The organism is [Phormidium] sp. LEGE 05292 (assembly GCF_015207735.1).
Taxonomy (GTDB): domain Bacteria; phylum Cyanobacteriota; class Cyanobacteriia; order Cyanobacteriales; family Aerosakkonemataceae; genus Floridanema.
In genome coordinates this window covers 1-17,088 of sequence record NZ_JADEWG010000042.1, presented here as the reverse complement: position 1 = coordinate 17,088, position 17,088 = coordinate 1, and the positions used below count along the sequence as shown (strand labels likewise).

The window sequence follows — 17,088 nt, the reverse complement described above, 5'->3', positions numbered from 1 at the left end:
GTTAACCAAGAATTTATCTCCAAAACCCGCCCTTACTTTTACCTGTTTTCAACTGCTCAATCATTATTTACTGCGTTCCACTAAAGCCAGCTTTAGTCATTTTCCCATTCTTCATGTCCCATTAAATCTCCGATCCGATCGCGCAACAAAAAGTTATTCTTCTCTAACTCACTTTCTATCCAAGCCCACTCACGAGCAGGAATGTACTGACACAACGTATAAATAGGCTGTTGACGGCTAATAACACCCTTGAGCACAAAACGACGTGCTTCTTCTTTAATCACGTCTAAAGAGTACTGAACTGGTGTGGTAGAGACTGTATTCACGCTCATTGTTATTCACTCTTCGGCTAGGAGGACTAGAAAATAATCGTTGAAAAAGCAGATAGTTTGTAGTTCGCTATACTAAACGATTTTCATTTTTACGCTAACTGCTATCTTAATATATTAATTGATGTAAAAAAAGTCATCAAACCTTGACAATCAAGATTTCCTAACTTAAGTAGTATTCACAATTAACGTTTTTTTCCAGCCTATGTCTATAGGCTGAGGAAATAGTTAAGTTTATTTAATATGAAAGTTAAGTGAGCAAGCAAATGAGACTAACAAGCCGAAACATTGAGTTTCTAGCCTCATTCCTACAAATTAATATTACTATCTCGTTGAAGGATTATTTGCAAAAAGTATTTCTAAAGCTATAGCTTGTGCAGTTGGAATCTGGCCAAAGGTAGAAATACAGGGGATTTCAGGGGGTAGAAAAGGCAAGAATTGATTTTTTAGATAAGGGCTACCATATATTACCAAAGCTTGCAGTTCACCATTGGTTAACAATGTTTTAAACCAATCTTCAACTACCTGTGTTAGACCTGCACTGCCGCGAAATGGATTCCCACGAATAAAGATTTGCAGCAGCGTTGGTTGCAGAGCCTCCCCGCTAGGAATTATAGGCAAATTGCTCCGTGAATCGCCCAACTGCGTCCGATAACCCAACTGCTGAGGTATCGTAACAGCGGGAGCTTGGCGAGAAAGATATTTACAGTCTAAAAGATCGTCCACCAGGATTAAGTTTCGTGAATTAATCAGTTTTTCTTGTCTTAAAGGTAGAGATCCAAAAGCTTGAGTCGAGTCCCGCAGAATGCGATCCACAGTCTCAAAAGACGCAGGCTGAGCAATTTGGTAAAAGGAACTGGGGACTTGAGGACAAGGGGACAAGGGGACAAGGGGACAAGGGGAATTTTGACTTTCTGCTCCTGTGCTCCTGTGCTCCTGTGCTCCTGTGCTCCTGTGCTCCTCAAAAACCTTCCCCTTAGCTTGCCAAATCCGCTCCACAGAGGCGCGAATCCTTTCCGGGGGGATGCGTCCAGAGGTGACGGCATCGCAGATTGCTTCAATGGCGGTTTCTGCGTCCACAGGCATTAACAAAATGTCTACGCCTGCTTCTACGGCTAACACGGCAGTTTCCTCAGCACCGTAGCGGCTAGTAATGGCACCCATGACTAAAGCATCGGTGACAATTAAACCCTCAAATTGGAGCTTGTGGCGTAATTGCTCTGTCAGAATTTTGTGAGACAAGGTTGCTGGGAGGTGTTCATCCCAAGCGGGGATTAAGAGATGGGCGCTCATTACCGCATCTACACCTGTGGCGATCGCACTGGCAAAAGGCGCTAATTCAATTTCTGCTAACCTTTCTTCAGTGTGGGGAATCAGCGGCAATTCCAGGTGCGAATCTACAGCCGTATCACCATGTCCGGGAAAATGCTTAGCTGTGGTTAAAGCTGGGTAATTTTTCGCACCTTTGATAAAAGCAGCAGTTAATTGACTGACAATTTCTGGAGTTTCGCCAAAAGCGCGGATGTTAATCACTGGATTATCAGGATTGTTATTCACATCCACGACAGGCGCAAGTATCCAATTAATCCCCACTGCTAAAGCTTCTTGAGCGATAATTGCTCCCATTTGCTCGGCGTAGAGTAAAGCTTGGTCAAGGTTTTTTTGAGCAACTGCACCGATCGCCATTGGTGGGGGGAACCAAGTGGCGCTGGAAAAACGTTGACCTACGCCTTCTTCAATATCAGCGGCGACGAGGAGGGGAATTTTTGCCCAGCTTTGTAATTGTTGCGATCGCAATGCCAATTCCGCCGCACTTCCCCCTAGCAAAATAACACCGCCAACACCCAAATCAGAAATTAAATGCTGGAGTTTGGCGGCAGGAGATTCCCATTGGGGATACTTAATTTCATGGTCGAACAGATAACCAGAAGCTCGGACTACGACCATTTGGGCTATCTGTTCTTTTAAGGAAAGAGTATCAATTTCGGGTAAATGAGAAGATTTCAAGCGTCTTTGTCCTCTTCTTCTGCCGAAACGACATAATCTTCATAATTATCTTCATCTTCTGAGTCAGAGAGGTCTTCGTCATGTCGATCTTGGCTGATTTGGTTGATCAGGGAGAGGATGCGATCGCCACGTTCCAACGAGCGATCTTCGACGAACAACACTTCTGGAGTCCGACGCAGACGCACTCTTTGACCTAATTCACTGCGAACATAACCAGTTGCAGCTTTCAGTCCAGCCATTGTTTCAGCCTTCGCTTCTTCCGAACCGTAGATGCTGACAAAGATTTTCGCGTGTTGGAGGTCGCCGGAAACGTCAACATCTGTAACGCTGACCATTCCTGCACCCACGCGATCGTCTTTAATGCCGTTTAACAGCATAAGGCTGACTTCCCGTTTAATTAATGCGCCCACGCGGGAAACCCGACGACTGGTAGCCATAGTAATCCACTGCCTTCAAGACAGGATGAGTAATGCTTTACAATCCTAACTAAACCGAACTCAAGCCTAGCATCGCTCTCAAGGTTAGAGTGACAAAAGTTAAAGCTGCCACACAAAAGCCAACCAGAGCGATCAAGGTGATGGGACGCTTTAACAGCGGCTCTAACCACCCAAAGGTATTAACGAATACGCCTAGAATGATGGTTACAAAATAACGGGGGTAACGAGAGATATTCTCCCAAAATCCTTCAAACATTTGTCAACAACCTAATTGAGCGGTTTAGAAAGACTGCTTTTCTACTGTTAACATTTGTTAGCTAGTTTAGACAAGTGTGGCAAAGCTTTTTTATTACCAATCCCAGGTTGAACCTGGGAACGAGGATCTGGGAGGTTCCACCTCCTTACTCTGCAAGATCTGAGTTAACTGAGGGTTTCTTGAACTATGTTAGTTAATGCCTCTAAAGTAGTGTCCTGTTTTTCTACTAAAGTAGCCATTCTTCTTTGAATATATGCTTTTTCTTCAGGTGATAATTGCGCTCCTGTAACTACTAAAGTTGGTAAATTTAATGCCTTTTTGTCTGTTCTTAACTGTCTAATTACCTCAAAACCATCAACTTCTGGCATGAGCAAGTCTAAGATTAATAAATCTGGCATCTGTTGTTTGATTTGCTCTAAAGCTTTTTTACCATTTGTTGCTTCGCTAAATTTAAGATTAGGTATTGCACTGAGATATTCTTTAATTTGCTGACGATAATTTTCGTCATCATCAACGATTAAAATAGTTTTACCATCTGGGTGCGGTAAATAAGAGCTTACCATTTGCAATAATAAATCTGGGGCTATAGGTTTAGATAAATAATCAGCTCCTCTTAAAGCTAATCCTCTGATATTTGGTTCAGTTATAGTAACAATCCAGACAGGTATAGAGATTAAGTGACGAGTGCTTTTAATGGCAATTAAAAAGTCCCACCCATCTATTTTTCCTGTAAGAAGAATATCTAAAAATATCGATCGAGGTAAATTTTCTCGTAATATCTGCAACCCTTGTTCAGCAAATGCAGATGATACGACACTATAGCCAATATCTTCTAAGCTATCTTTCAACAGTTGGCAAAACGCGACATCATCTTCTAAAATTAAAACATCAATTGTTGTTCTTTTTTGTGATTCAATACTGACAGATTTTTGGACAGTGTTTGGTAAGGAAAAATAGAATTTCGTACCTTCACCTACTACACTTTCTAACCAAATATGACCTCCGTGAGCCTCGACAATTTCTTTAACAATTGACAATCCTAATCCTGTACCGCCAATTTTTCTAGTACTAGCATTATCTACCCGATAAAATTTAGTAAATAATTTTGCTTGGGCTTCTGGAGGTATGCCCATGCCTCGATCGGCTACAGTAACAATTACTTCTGTATCCTGTTCTGTAACTGAAATATTTACTTCTCCGCCATTGGGAGAGTACTTAATAGCATTAGAAATTAAATTGGAGAGAACTTGGCGAATGCGATCGCTATCTCCCTTAACCGGACTCACAAATAAAGGTGCGGAAATATTCAGTTTATGCAAATCAGTATTATGAGAAAACAAAGCTATACTTTCTTTAATTAAACTCGTCATGTTCAATGGTTCAAAAAAGTAATTTTGCTTACCCGACTCCATGCGCTGAATATCTAAAAAATCATCAATTAAATTATTCAGTCGTTTACTTTCATCATAAATAATTTTTAAATATTGTCTTTGCTTTTCTACTGTATATTCTCTTTTTAGTAACAATTCACTAAATCCGCGTAAACTAGTCAGAGGTGTCCGCAATTCATGATTAACAGTGGAAATAAACTCATCTTTTAAGCGTTCTATTTCTTTTTTTTCAGTATTATCACGCCCTACACAAAAAATTAGTTTTTCTGTTTCTGACCAAACAGCAGACCAAACCATATCTATAAGTGTGCCATCTTTACGTTGACAGCAATTTTCTAGCCCAATAGCTTCTTTCCCAGAGATCACTTGAGCAAAAATTTCTTGAGTTTTTTCTCTATATTCTGGCGCAATTAATTGATTAAAATCACTACCGATTAACTCTTGTAAGCTATATCCCCATAATTTGCTGCAAGCCGGACTAACTTCTACAAATTTTCCCTCTGTATTAACTGAACAAATCACGTCTAAAGAATTTTCAATTAAGGCTTTTTCTTTTTTCGCTGCTTCTGCAATTAATAGATTAGCTTTCCGTAATAGAGATTCTCTTAGCTCAATTTTTTCTGCTGTAGAATGCAGGGCTTTATCCAGGTTACTAATCTCATCTTTACCTGGAATAAAAGCTATCAATGATTCTTCTGCTGCTAGCCGTTTGGCATTATCTTGTAATTGCTTGACTCGATTAACAATTCCTAAACTGTAGAGATAATTTGCAGTAAATCCACCAGCTACGCCTATAATCCCAGCCGCCCAAAGCACTGTGGTTGCCGAGTGTTGTAAATTATCTAGTCTTCGTTGCCGTTCTACCAGTAGTTTTTCTTCTACTTCGTTGAATTTACCTAACTCTTCACGGATAGAATCCATCAAGTATTTTCCGCGATTAAAGCCTGCTAATATAATCCCTTGATTGTTTGTTTGGGAGTTACTTAGCAATAATTTGAAATTGCTGTTTAAAACAGTTTTTCTCTGATTAATTAACTTTTTTAGTCGTTGATGTCTTTCTATTTGGCTGGGATTATCACTAACTAATTTTCCCAGCTGTTGAACCGCACTGGGAATTTGGGGAATAGATGCTCGGTAGGGTTCTAAAAATTTCTGTTGTCTAGTTAAAGCATAACCACGCAAAGAAGTTTCAGAACTCAATAGTAAGTTGAAAATTTGGCTGGTTGTTTTGCGAACTTCGTATGTCTGCTTTACCCGGAATTGTGCTTCCGTAACTTGCTGTTGTAAATAGGCAAAAATGATTAATGATGTGACTAAACAAGCTACTGGAATAGAAATTACAGCAGCTCCTTTGTAAGGCAGTTTTCTATTATACCAAAAGTTATAAAGATGTTGAAGCACTGTTTTTAATCAAGATGTTTTTGCCAGTTTTCGATTAAATAACTAGGTGAAATTATCTCTATTCTAGGAAAACAATTATCAGATTAAAATTGTATCTATCTTAAGGATGATGTGTAGTATTGATATTAATAATTTATTAGCCTTAACCTCTTGGTTAGCTTGGCTGTTTATTCATCGGTAAAGCGATCGCAAATAGCCGCAAATTCCTGATGCAGATCCCCAAATAATTCCAACAGCTGAGGATCAAAATGTTCTGGTTTAGTGCGTCCGTCACCTTCGATCATGATAGTTAAAGTTTTTTCATGAGCGAAAGCAGGTTTATAAGGGCGTTTACTGCGTAGTGCATCATATACATCTGCAACCATAACAATTCTACCACTTAAAGGAATTTCTTCTGCTTTTAAACCTTGAGGATAACCAGTTCCATCCCATTTTTCATGATGATTCAAAGCAATATCTTTACCCATTCGTAATAAGGGGGAATCAGAACCTTCTAACAAGCTAGCACCAATTTTAGGATGAAGCATCATTATTTCTCTCTCTTGGTGATTTAATGGTGCTGGTTTTAACAAAATTGCATCAGGTATGCCAATTTTACCGATATCGTGCATAGTTGAAGCTTGAGCTAACATTTCTGCGTCAGTTTTTTTCCATCCTAAGTTTATTGCCATTAATTGCGAGTAATGGCTGAGGCGTTGGATATGATTTCCTGTTTCTTCATCTTTATATTTAGAAGCCAAACCTAACCGAAAAATCATGTCACAGTAAGCTTTTTCCAATTGTCCTGCTTTTTGTTTACTGGCAGTTAAAGCAAATTTTAAATCTTTAGCGTAAGCTTGTAATTGCCAGTGTGCTGCTTCTAGTTTTTGAGTACTTTCTTTTTCGGATTTATGCAGGATGTTTAAGTCTTGAGCATACTTAATTAATTGAGAATGAGCAGCTATTAATTGTCGTTCAATATCAGCGCAAGGTTTTAGTAACTGATGAATTGTTGATTGAATTTTTTTATTCATGAGAGGATTTCTTCAACTAAATTAATTAACTCCAAAGGACTAAACGGCTTTGTCAAATAATGGTTTGCTCCAGCTGCTTTGCCAATTTCAATATCTCTTTGCTGAGTTCTGGCAGTTAACATAATGATGGGTCGATCGCTAAACTTGGGATTAGCCCGCAGTTCTTTACAAACTGTTATCCCATCAATTTCCGGCATCATATTATCTAGCAAAAATAAATCGGGGCTGATTTGTTCTGCTAGTTCTAGTGCTTCTCTTCCATCTTCTGCTTCATAAATTTTATAATTTTCATCTTCTAATGTAGTGCGTACTAACAACCTTAATGGTAGTTCATCGTCTGCAATTAGAATGATTTTTGTCATTAAACTTACCTTAAATTAGTAGATGTATGGTTTGAGCATTGAGCAAAAACTTCTGATAATAAATTATTTAATTTATGGCATTGTTAAACAAATGCTATACAAAAAAATAACATGATTGTAAATTAGGACACAATAGTGAAAATTTTATAGTATTAGTAAGCATTTTCTATTAATTATTAGCAATTTAGGCAATATGGAGTTGAGCGATCGCCATATTAATTAGTGTCTTAAAAAAAAATTAATATGGAAAATTTCGCCTTAAAACCAAAGAAAAACTTATTATTTTGACTACTTAAAATCAGCGAGTTAATAGCAAAATTCTCGCCGACTTCTTTGATAACCTTAATTTTTCTAAACTTCAGTGCCTCAGATCACAGGTTCATTTTCCATCCTGGAAATTTTTAAAAAATATTACCCACAATCGATAAAAGCATCTTTAAAATCTGGAATAGTTAACTAGCAAATCAAGATGAACAACCCAGCAATTAAACTTCTAGAACTGTATATCCCACTCTCAGGAGGCGTGTTCTTGGGATGGTTGCTCGGACGCATCCTGCCCACAAAAGCACCCATTTATTTAGGAAAATTTCTATTTTGGATTGGCGCACCCATTGGAATTTTTGGCTTTTTGCGCCGCACGAATTTATCTGGGCCAGTATGGATTGCACCTTTAGTATCTTGGACAGCAATTTTATTAGGAGCCGGACTAGCTTGGACTTGGCTGAAAATTAATCAAAACTTGGGAAAATTGCCGAAAAATACCGCAAATAAACCGAACCAAGGCAGCTTTCTCTTAGCATCAATGGTGGGAAATACTGGTTATTTAGGTTATCCCGTTACCTTGGCTTTACTGGGACAACAATACTTTGGTTGGGCATTATTTTACGACCTTTTAGGCAGTATGGTGGGGACTTATGGCTTTGGTGTCGCTTTAGCTGCACGTTTTGGCATGGGAGCCACGAGTTACAAACAAATTGCTATTGCAGTAATTAAAAATCCTGGTTTGTGGAGTTTAGTATTGGGACTTGCCACGCGAAAAGAACCGTTGCCCGATGTAATAGAACTAATTCTACAAATTATTGCTTGGATAGTAATAGGTTTGTCTTTAATACTGATTGGGATGCGATTAAGTCAACTAACTTCTTTGCGGGGATTGCCGCAAATCTCAGTTAGTTTGTTCATTAAAATGCTGTTAGTTCCTTTAGTTCTGGGTATTGGTCTAACAATGCTGGGGATGAGTGGCTCTCCCCGGCTTGTTATGGTGTTACAAACATCCATGCCGCCAGCTTTTGCCACTCTGATTTTAGCTGAAGCTTACAATCTCGATCGCGAATTAGCCGTAACCGGAATCGCAGTTGGCTGTACAGGATTTTTCTTTACTTTACCTTTGTGGCTCTGGCTGTTTGGAGTTTGAATCAGTATGATAATTAGCAGCTAACTCCGCCAAATTCATATTCTCGTAACGCTCAAACGGCTGATGCACCCAAGGATTATCTGGCAAATAATCTATATAATAATCTGGCGCAACTACAGAGCAATCCTTATACCAAAGTACTGCTGTGCGAATTTCTTTTACTTGTTCGCTAAAATTCTGCTTCAGCCAAATCACGCTCTGTTCTAAAGTCACTCCAGAATCAACTAAGTCATCCACTAACAAAATATGGCTACCTAAATGCGAAGTAGTCATGGTGATGTGGCTGGAAAAAGTTAAAGCACCGCGCACTCGGTTTTCAGAGCCACCATAAGAGGTAGCTGCTAAAATTGCTAAAGGTAAGCGATAAATTCGTGAAAGAATATCCCCAATTCGCAGTCCACCCCTAGCAAGGCAGACAATTTGGTTAAATTCCCAGTTGGACTGATAGATTTTTACAGCCAACTTTTCAATATTAGAGTAGTAATCTGACCAAGATACGTAAAGATCGGACATATAAAGTTGTAATTCATGATATAGAGTAATGATACGGGAAAGTAGAAGAAAAAATAGCATTAAGATAACATCTAAACAATGATAGTTTTTAAATACGCTTATATTGGGTATTGTGCCTCAAATTAACCTAACAACTTTCAAATGCTGGGTTAGGCACAAATTTAGTTTATAGGTAAGAATAATTTTGTTGTTTTTTCCTATCATGCACCTTAATTTATTGGTTCGGTGCGTTGCTGTCTCTAAAGCACCCGAAAAAATGACGATCGCACTTTCTCATGAGAATTTAGAGTAAAAGACATTGTTTGATTTGCCTGACTTTCGAGACAATTATTACTCGATCGCCGATATTCATAATTAGCAAGATGATACTTTTCAATAGTGTACGGGAAAAATAGTGTAACTACAATTATCCGTCGTTAGGAATCAAGGCTGTATAAAAAATGGTCAATAGAAATTTGCTCCCAAAACAGGCATTTACTCAGCAAACTTGGAAGATTAATTACATTGTGCCATTAGGGTTTGGGGCTGTTGCTCTGCTTGTCACCATAACAACAATGACTTCTCAGTGGGGAACCAACTCATTATTAGAATCGAATGATTTGGTGATTCATACCTATGAAGTGAAAGCAGATCTCAAAGACATTGAAAAACTTTTAGTGGATGCAGAAACAGGTCAGCGAGGATTTTTACTCAACAATAAAGAGGAATTTTTAGATCCTTATTTAAAAGCTGATAAACCTCTCAAAGATGGATTAAATACCATCAAAACGCTAATTCAGGATAATCCAGCCCAATTGCAGCGGCTCAGCCTTGTGGAAGACTTGGTTCAAGCAAAAATGGATGAGTTAGCGGAAACCATTGCTCTTTACCGCGCAGGTAAGGAGTCAGAACTCAAAACATTGTTGCTTTCTGGTAAGGGGAAGCAAATCATGGATCAAATCCGCAGGCGCTTGAGTGAAATGATTGAAGTAGAAGAAAACTTGCTGAGTGAACGCCAGAAGGCTGCTAACCAAGCGCAACAATTAGCAACAGCCTTGGCTTGGGGTGGCACAGGTCTATCAGTTGTTATGGGTATCTTCGTTTCTTTTGTAATAGCCCGCATTATTATGCGTCCGATTAACCAAGTTGCCAATACCATTGCTAGTTCCTCGACCGAAATTGCTGTTACCACCGAACAGCAGGAGAGAACCGCAGTGCAACAAGCAACGATCGTCAATCAAACCACAATTACCATTGACGAGTTAAGTGCATCATCTCAAAACTCGGCAAAACAAGCTGAAGCTGCTGCTGTGAGTGCTAAACAGGCTTTAACTTTAACTGAACAAGGCAATAAAACCATTGAACAAACCCTGACTGAAATGCTCGATTTAAAAGAAAAAGTAAATGCGATCGCAGAACAAATTTTGCGTTTGAGCGAACAAACCAGTCAAATTAGGAGTATCTCAGACGTAGTAAGTGATTTAGCCAATCAAACAAATATGTTGGCTTTAAATGCGGCTGTAGAGGCAGTGCGAGCGGGAGAGTTTGGCAAAGGATTTTCGGTGGTGGCTACAGAAATTCGCAAACTAGCCGATCAAAGCAAAACGTCCGCTGGAAAAATTACTAACTTAGTTAATGATGTCCAACACGCCATTAACTCTACGGTAATGGTTACGGATGAAGGACGCAAAAAAGTAGACGAAAGCATGACTCTTACCAAATTTACAACCGAAGCGTTTAATGGTGTGGCTACCGCAATGGAATCAATTACTACTAACAACCAGCAAATTGCCCTTACTGCTAGCCAACAGGCGATCGCAATTCAACAGGTGGTTGATGCGATGAATTCCGTAAATCAAGGCGCGACTGAAACGGCAAGCGGTATTAGCCAAATAAAAACTAGTACACAACAGTTGAATGATGCCGCCTTAAGCTTGCAAGTCTTGGTCAATTAGTGGACTCGCCACAATCATAAGCTGCTACGTATTTAACTTTAATATTGAGGCTGATGGGGAGATGGGGGGATGGGGAGATGGGGAGAGGGATTAACGGTTTTTGCCTCACACTAAAAATATACATACAATTTAGATGCGCTTTAGCTTACAAATGGCTTAAGTGTGCTTGACTAATTGAATGCCTTTTTGCCATACTTTTAAGTCTTCAAAAGTAGACCTCTGCTTTTTTCCCTGTTAATTTTTTCCTTTAAATATAATTAAGTGATGCAAAACCCATCTGAAGATTTTGCTAATCAAACGCCTGATAGTGAAAAGCTGAACCTGAGTACGAAACTCGCTTTTGGTGCGGGTGATGTGGGCGCAGCGATTACAGCTAATATCGGGGTATTTTTTACTGCCATCTTTTTGACTGATGTGGCTGGTTTAAATCCTGGGTTGGCAGGTTGGGTGCTGTTGGTTGGTAAAGTTTGGGATGCGATTAACGATCCAATTGTGGGGGTACTTAGCGATCGAACTAAGTCTAGATGGGGTAGGCGGTTGCCTTGGATGCTTTATGGGGCGATTCCTTTTGGAATTACCTTCTTTTTACAGTGGATTGTCCCTTTTGGTAGCGATAATTCTGGTAATCAATGGCTGCTGTTTTGGTATTACGTAATAGTTTCGATTTTGTTTAATGCCTTTTATACAGTAGTTAATTTACCTTATACGGCGCTAACTCCTGAATTAACTTCAGATTATGACGAACGCACTAAGTTAAATAGTTTTCGGTTTGGTTTTTCTATTGGGGGCAGTATTTTTTCATTAATTGTTGTGTTGATTATTCAGCAATTAATTCCTAACGATCGAATACAGCAATATTTAGTAGTTGGTTTGGTTTGTGCGATAATTTCGGTTTTACCAATTTATTTGTGTATTTGGGGAGTTCGCGGGCGTGTTTTTGCTGTAGCCACCCGACATCCAGAAATCGAAGAACCTGTTTCTGAACCTTTATGGCAACAATTAAAGATAGTTTTAAGTAATCGCCCGTTTTTATATGTAATAGGGATTTATCTTTGTTCTTGGTTAGCTGTGCAATTAACAGCAGCAATTATTCCTTATTTTGTTGTTTCTTGGATGCGGTTGCCCGATCCTTTTATCACCCAAGTAATTCTCGCTGTTCAAGTAACTGCTTTGGCAATGTTATATGTGTGGAGTGCTGTTAGTCAACGAGTGGGGAAAAGAGGGGTTTATTTTATGGGCATGGGTTTATGGATTATTGCCCAAGCTGGTTTATTTTTCTTACAGCCAAATCAAGTATTTTTAATGTTTGTGTTGGCAATAATGGCTGGTTTTGGGGTTTCGATTGCTTATTTAGTTCCTTGGTCAATGTTACCAGATGTCATAGAATTGGATGAGTTGCGAACTGGGCAACGTCGCGAGGGAATTTATTATAGTTTGGTGGTATTACTGCAAAAGATTTGTTTGGCGATCGCAGTTTTCCTAGTTTTAAAAAGTTTAGACTGGGCAGGATATTTAAAACCTTTAGCTAATAATACTGCGCCAATTCAACCAGATTCAGTGTTATTTGCGATTCGGTTTGCGATCGGCCCTTTACCAACTTTAGCTTTAATTTTGGGATTATTTTTGACTTATTTTTATCCCCTTACTCGCGAAGTTCATGCGGAAATTTTGCTCAAACTTAGAGAAAGAAAGATGGGTGCCAGAGATTAAAAACTCGGTTCGTTGTATCGACTTCAGTCGTTATTATAGGAGATGGGTACGACTAACTTTTATTTGTTTGGTAATTCAACACAAAAAGTAGTCCAACCTGCGCTACTTTCTACTACTATATTACCTTGCATTTGTTCTACCAATTTTTTCACTAAGGCAAGTCCTAAGCCTGTACCGCCTTGTTTCCAAAGGTCAGATTTTGGCACTCGATAAAACTTTTTAAATACGTTAGGTAACTCTTCTGCGGGAATTTCGGCTTGGTTCTTTACGGTAAAGGAAATAATGTCAGGAACAGGAGTTTGACTATTTTCAAACTCTAAACATTCTTGTGCATTTTCTGTTGTTGGTGTTGATTTAACATTTTCTTCTTGACAGACATGGAGAATAATTTTGCCTCCAGAAGATGTGTATTTGCAAGCATTATTTAGTAGTTCTGCGACTATTCGCCCTAAGCCTGCGCGATCGGTAATTAGTGGGGACAAATCAAGGGCAATTTGTGTTTGTAAAATTTGCCCCCGTTCTTGGGCGCGACTAATAAATGGTTCGACAATTCCTGGTAGCCATTCGGGAAGATTGATCGCTTCCTCCAGGGAAATAGGATAGGATGCTGCTTCTAGCCTTTGTAAGTCTAATAAGTCATTAATTAGTTCAGTTTCGCGGTTACATTCAGATTGTAAAATTTGTAGGTAACGTTGTTGGCGATCGCCTGGTGGAGCAATTTTTAGCATTTGAATTGCCATTTTCATGTTCGCCATTGGAGTTCTCAATTCATGGGAAACGGTGCTTAAAAAGTCATCTTTGAGTTGATTAAGTTTGGCGAGTTCTTCTACTTGGGCTTGTGCAGCTTGGTAAAGTCTGGCTTGGCGAATGGCGATCGCACATTGATTTGCTACCTGTTGTACCAAACGAATTTCTAGTTCGCTAAAACCATAATCATGATGATTAACTAACCACAAATCCCCCAATACTCCTTGATTATCTACTATTGGACAAGCTAACATTGCTACTCGTCCTCTTTCAGGATTGATCGGAATTGAACAAAATTGAAAGTACTGTTTTTGCAATAATTGTTTGTCATAAAGTTCCGGGAAATTTGCCATTTGTGCCACTCTACCTTTGTATTGTGGCCCTCTAATTACGTGCTCAAAACAGATTGTAGATGTGCCTTTTTCTAGATCGTATACTGAAGCATTGCAAGAATTCATGCCTAGCCCAATGGCTAATTCTCTGACTGCTGTTTGTAAAATTTGGTTTTCATCTAAGCTATCGCGGACTTTATCAGTAATTCGCTTTAAACTTGCTTCAATTTCTAAGGCTTTTTGTAATTCTGCCGTGCGTTCTTGTACTTGGATTTCTAAATCTTCGTTCAGTGTTTTGATTTGTTGATACAATTCTGATTGAGCGATCGCAATCGCAATTTTTACCGCCAATTGTTTCAACGATTCTATTTCAAATGGTTGCCAATTTCTAGGTTCTGTACAATTATGAACACATAATAAACCCCATAACTTACTGTTAAATACTATCGGGACAATTAAATTAGCCCTTATTTGTAGTTTTCCTAGTATTTCTAAGTGACAAGGGCTAAGATTCCCTTGGTAAATATCATTTGTAGCCGAGATATATCCTTGTTGATATTTTTCTACAAATTTCGTTTTAAAACAATGATCTGTCAACGATAAACCGAGTATTGATAAGCAATTTTCTGCTACTGATTCTACAACAAATTTTCCATCACCCTTTTCATCTACCTGGTAAATAGTGACTCTTTCCACTTGCAAAAATCTGCGAACTTCCTGTACTGCTTGTCCTATAATTTTATCTATTTTCAAAGATTGGCGAATTCGTTCATGAATCATTCCCAGCAGTCTTTCTCGTTCAGTTTGTTGCCGCAGTGCTTCTTCTGCTTGTTTACGTTCAGTGATATCTTGTGCTGCACCGTAAACAATTAGCGTCCGCTCTTTATCTTCACAATAAACTGGTTGTCTATAGTCGCGTAACCAGCGAACTTCTCCTTCTTTAGTAATAATTCGATATTCGCTGATATCGGATTGCCAACACAACAAATTTTGAATTTTTTCTAAATATTTAGGCAAATCGTCGGGATAAATTAAAGTTTGCCACCCTCCTCTATTTGCCATTTCTTGGCAGCTATATCCCGTAATCCGGCTCACTGCACCCGTCATCCAATCTGTTTTAAAATTATTATTACTATCTATCTTTGCTGCATAAGCAAAATCAGAAATTAATTCTGAAACAATTCGGTAACGATCTTCACTTTTGGCGAGCTGTTCATTAGCAATTTTTCTTTCCGTTATATCGCGAATAATTGTCAATACTTCATCATCTGTACTCTTAATAATTCGCGCTTCAAAATCATAATTCTTGCCTTTTTTCAACAGTTGATATTCAAATAACTGCATCTCTCCTGTAGAGAGTGCTGCTTGCACATAAGACATTACTTGTTGCCACACTGTTTTCGGCAGAAGTTCAGAAAACTTTTTGCTCACTATACCGCTTTTTGAAAATTCTTCACTAACTTGTTTAGCAGGTTGAAAATCTACAATTGTGCCATCTTTATGAATAAAAAATATAGCTTCTGGGATAGCATGAAACAGAATTTGTGTCGTGCTTTCACTTTGGCGCAATGCTTCTTTTACTTGATGACGTTCTGTAGCATCGAAACAGACTCCCACAAAGCCTTTAACTTGGCTTTTATCATCTTTAATTGGAGAAATAGTGTTTTCCACCCAAACTCTACTCCCATCTCGTCTTCTGGCAAAAAGCTCTCCTTTCCAAGAACCAACTCTTAATAATTGTTCAATTATTTCTTGTGTTTGCTGCTCAGTTTCTTCTCCTAATATCACTTCATATACATTTTGACCCATTACTTCTGAGGTTGTCCATTGATAGAGAGTTTCTGCATAGCGATTCCAATAGGTAATTTTACCATCTCTATCTGTGGCAATCACGGCACAATTTATATGAGCCAGTAGCGATGCAGGGAAATCAATATCCATTTCTGTTTGGGGCTGCATTTGTCCTGCCAATATAATAGGTAAGGCTGCTCGATCGACTGGATGAGCTAAACAATTTTCATATAAGCTATTAATTCTTTGTGATTCCATATTTCAATATTTTGTATCCCGATTTAGAATATCTTCTCTGAGGAGCGCCATCAAATCAGATTAGACCTAATGATATTAGAAATGTTAACATTTTAATATTTGTGTGTAATAGATGAAACTTATCTTACATCTGTCAATGGTATTTTATCTGAAAATATTAAAAACTGGTTACTAGTAGTACTTGTCTGATTAATTTTCAGTGGCAAACAGGGTCAGCTTATCCGAACAGCTAGATTAAGCATTTGACTTTATTCAGGACTTAATTGCCAAATTAAGGGTATTTAACCTAAAAAAGCTGGATTTTTAGTTATATTGCCCGATCGGTAAAATTACTAAGGCTATTTTTCGTTTTCTAACTGCTACTTTTCTCTGGGTTCGTAGCATTAGTCATGTACTAAATAAGTTATATTAAAAAATGTAAAGAAAGATTTTACAAAAAAGATGAGTAATTCTAGGCTAGAACAAATTTCTGCTCAGCTTGATAGTGATTCTTCTCGCGATCGAATGCTAGCATTAGCGTCTTTACGGGATGTACCAGCGATCGAAGCAGTACCGCTAATTAAAAAAGTATTGGATGATGAGAATTTGCAAATCCGCTCAATGGCAGTATTTGCTTTAGGATTAAAGCAAACTGAAGAATGCTACCCAATTCTAGTAAAATTACTGGAAAACGATCCAGACTACGGAATTCGTGCGGATGCAGCGGGTGCGTTAGGTTATTTGGAAGACCAAAGAGCCTTTGAACCGCTTTCCCGTGCTTTTTACGAAGATACAGATTGGTTAGTGCGTTTCAGTGCCGCAGTTTCGTTAGGAAACCTGAAAGATCCCAGGGCTTACGAAATCTTAATTAAAGCAGTAGAATCTGACGAAGTGGTATTGCAACAAGCTGCGATCGCAGCTTTAGGAGAAATCAAAGCCACACAAGCAGTCGAGCAGATTTTAAAATTTGCTCAATCTCCAGATTGGTTGGTAAGACAAAGATTAGCCGAAGCATTAGGAAATCTTCCCCATCCTAAAACCATTCCCGCACTTAAATATCTGGAAAAAGACAACCACCCCCAAGTTTCCCAAGCTGCAACTATTTCTCTGCAACGGTTAGCACAGTAGAAAGGCTCCAAGGCAGAAGGCAGAAGGCAGAAGGGAAGAAAGGCTCCAAGGCAGAAATAAAAATTTCCCTTTGTCCCCTTGTCCCC

The 17,088-nt window shown here is 38.8% G+C and carries 13 protein-coding genes; 4 read left to right on the top strand and 9 right to left on the bottom strand.

Going from position 1 to position 17,088, the window contains the following annotated elements; all coding sequences use genetic code 11:
- Window positions 1-92: 92 nt before the first annotated feature.
- From IQ264_RS14015 to IQ264_RS13985, 7 genes are all read right to left on the bottom strand, one after another.
- Entirely contained in the window at window positions 93-332 is a 240-nt protein-coding gene (locus IQ264_RS14015; protein ID WP_193981404.1) for a DUF4327 family protein, read from the bottom strand.
- 321 nt (window positions 333-653) lie between these two features.
- Entirely contained in the window at window positions 654-2,336 is a 1,683-nt protein-coding gene (locus IQ264_RS14010) for a glycoside hydrolase family 3 N-terminal domain-containing protein (RefSeq protein ID WP_228061531.1), read from the bottom strand.
- Complete coding sequence (gene rbfA / locus IQ264_RS14005; RefSeq protein ID WP_193981403.1) at window positions 2,333-2,773, bottom strand: 30S ribosome-binding factor RbfA; 441 nt, start codon at window positions 2,771-2,773, stop codon at window positions 2,333-2,335. Before rbfA ends, IQ264_RS14010 begins: the two co-directional genes overlap by 4 nt.
- A gap of 49 nt (window positions 2,774-2,822) precedes the next feature.
- The gene (locus tag IQ264_RS14000; RefSeq protein WP_193981402.1) at window positions 2,823-3,029 is read right to left on the bottom strand and encodes a DUF751 family protein; all 207 of its coding nucleotides are present in this window, start codon (window positions 3,027-3,029) and stop codon (window positions 2,823-2,825) included.
- Between the two features lie 164 nt (window positions 3,030-3,193).
- Entirely contained in the window at window positions 3,194-5,821 is a 2,628-nt protein-coding gene (locus IQ264_RS13995) for an ATP-binding protein (RefSeq protein ID WP_193981401.1), read from the bottom strand.
- Between the two features lie 167 nt (window positions 5,822-5,988).
- Window positions 5,989-6,834 (bottom strand): HD-GYP domain-containing protein, encoded by an 846-nt coding sequence (locus IQ264_RS13990; RefSeq protein WP_193981400.1) that lies wholly within the window; start codon window positions 6,832-6,834, stop codon window positions 5,989-5,991.
- Window positions 6,831-7,196, bottom strand: coding sequence for a response regulator transcription factor (locus tag IQ264_RS13985; RefSeq protein WP_193981399.1), 366 nt, complete (start codon window positions 7,194-7,196; stop codon window positions 6,831-6,833). Before IQ264_RS13985 ends, IQ264_RS13990 begins: the two co-directional genes overlap by 4 nt.
- Before the next feature lie 469 nt (window positions 7,197-7,665).
- Here IQ264_RS13985 and IQ264_RS13980 point away from each other — a divergent pair, with 469 nt between their 5' ends.
- Entirely contained in the window at window positions 7,666-8,610 is a 945-nt protein-coding gene (locus tag IQ264_RS13980; protein ID WP_193981398.1) for an AEC family transporter, read from the top strand.
- Here IQ264_RS13980 and IQ264_RS13975 read toward each other — a convergent pair.
- The gene (locus IQ264_RS13975; protein ID WP_193981420.1) at window positions 8,578-9,123 is read right to left on the bottom strand and encodes a phosphoribosyltransferase; all 546 of its coding nucleotides are present in this window, start codon (window positions 9,121-9,123) and stop codon (window positions 8,578-8,580) included. The two genes, IQ264_RS13980 and IQ264_RS13975, sit on opposite strands and share 33 nt — an antisense overlap.
- Window positions 9,124-9,563: 440 nt before the next feature.
- Here IQ264_RS13975 and IQ264_RS13970 point away from each other — a divergent pair, with 440 nt between their 5' ends.
- Together IQ264_RS13970 and IQ264_RS13965 are read left to right on the top strand one after the other, a co-directional pair.
- Window positions 9,564-11,057 carry a CHASE3 domain-containing protein gene (locus tag IQ264_RS13970; protein ID WP_193981397.1) on the top strand — a complete coding sequence of 498 codons (1,494 nt, stop codon included), beginning with the start codon at window positions 9,564-9,566 and terminating at the stop codon, window positions 11,055-11,057.
- Between the two features lie 264 nt (window positions 11,058-11,321).
- Window positions 11,322-12,767 (top strand): MFS transporter, encoded by a 1,446-nt coding sequence (locus IQ264_RS13965; RefSeq protein WP_193981396.1) that lies wholly within the window; start codon window positions 11,322-11,324, stop codon window positions 12,765-12,767.
- A gap of 59 nt (window positions 12,768-12,826) precedes the next feature.
- On the opposite strand, the gene IQ264_RS13960 is transcribed toward IQ264_RS13965, so the two are convergent.
- On the bottom strand, window positions 12,827-15,895 hold the full coding sequence (locus IQ264_RS13960) for a PAS domain S-box protein (RefSeq protein ID WP_193981395.1): 3,069 nt from the start codon (window positions 15,893-15,895) through the stop codon (window positions 12,827-12,829).
- Between the two features lie 441 nt (window positions 15,896-16,336).
- On the opposite strand from IQ264_RS13960, the gene IQ264_RS13955 reads away from it, so the two are divergent.
- Window positions 16,337-17,002 (top strand): HEAT repeat domain-containing protein, encoded by a 666-nt coding sequence (locus tag IQ264_RS13955; protein WP_193981394.1) that lies wholly within the window; start codon window positions 16,337-16,339, stop codon window positions 17,000-17,002.
- Window positions 17,003-17,088 lie beyond the last annotated feature (86 nt).

Coding starts and splice junctions, on each gene's coding strand:
- IQ264_RS14015 (WP_193981404.1), bottom strand. CDS start 332: ATGAGCGTGAATACAGTCTCTACCACACCAGTTCAGTACTCTTTAGAC.
- rbfA (WP_193981403.1), bottom strand. CDS start 2,773: ATGGCTACCAGTCGTCGGGTTTCCCGCGTGGGCGCATTAATTAAACGG.
- IQ264_RS14000 (WP_193981402.1), bottom strand. CDS start 3,029: ATGTTTGAAGGATTTTGGGAGAATATCTCTCGTTACCCCCGTTATTTT.
- IQ264_RS13990 (WP_193981400.1), bottom strand. CDS start 6,834: ATGAATAAAAAAATTCAATCAACAATTCATCAGTTACTAAAACCTTGC.
- IQ264_RS13985 (WP_193981399.1), bottom strand. CDS start 7,196: ATGACAAAAATCATTCTAATTGCAGACGATGAACTACCATTAAGGTTG.
- IQ264_RS13980 (WP_193981398.1), top strand. CDS start 7,666: ATGAACAACCCAGCAATTAAACTTCTAGAACTGTATATCCCACTCTCA.
- IQ264_RS13975 (WP_193981420.1), bottom strand. CDS start 9,123: ATGTCCGATCTTTACGTATCTTGGTCAGATTACTACTCTAATATTGAA.
- IQ264_RS13970 (WP_193981397.1), top strand. CDS start 9,564: ATGGTCAATAGAAATTTGCTCCCAAAACAGGCATTTACTCAGCAAACT.
- IQ264_RS13965 (WP_193981396.1), top strand. CDS start 11,322: ATGCAAAACCCATCTGAAGATTTTGCTAATCAAACGCCTGATAGTGAA.
- IQ264_RS13960 (WP_193981395.1), bottom strand. CDS start 15,895: ATGGAATCACAAAGAATTAATAGCTTATATGAAAATTGTTTAGCTCAT.
- IQ264_RS13955 (WP_193981394.1), top strand. CDS start 16,337: ATGAGTAATTCTAGGCTAGAACAAATTTCTGCTCAGCTTGATAGTGAT.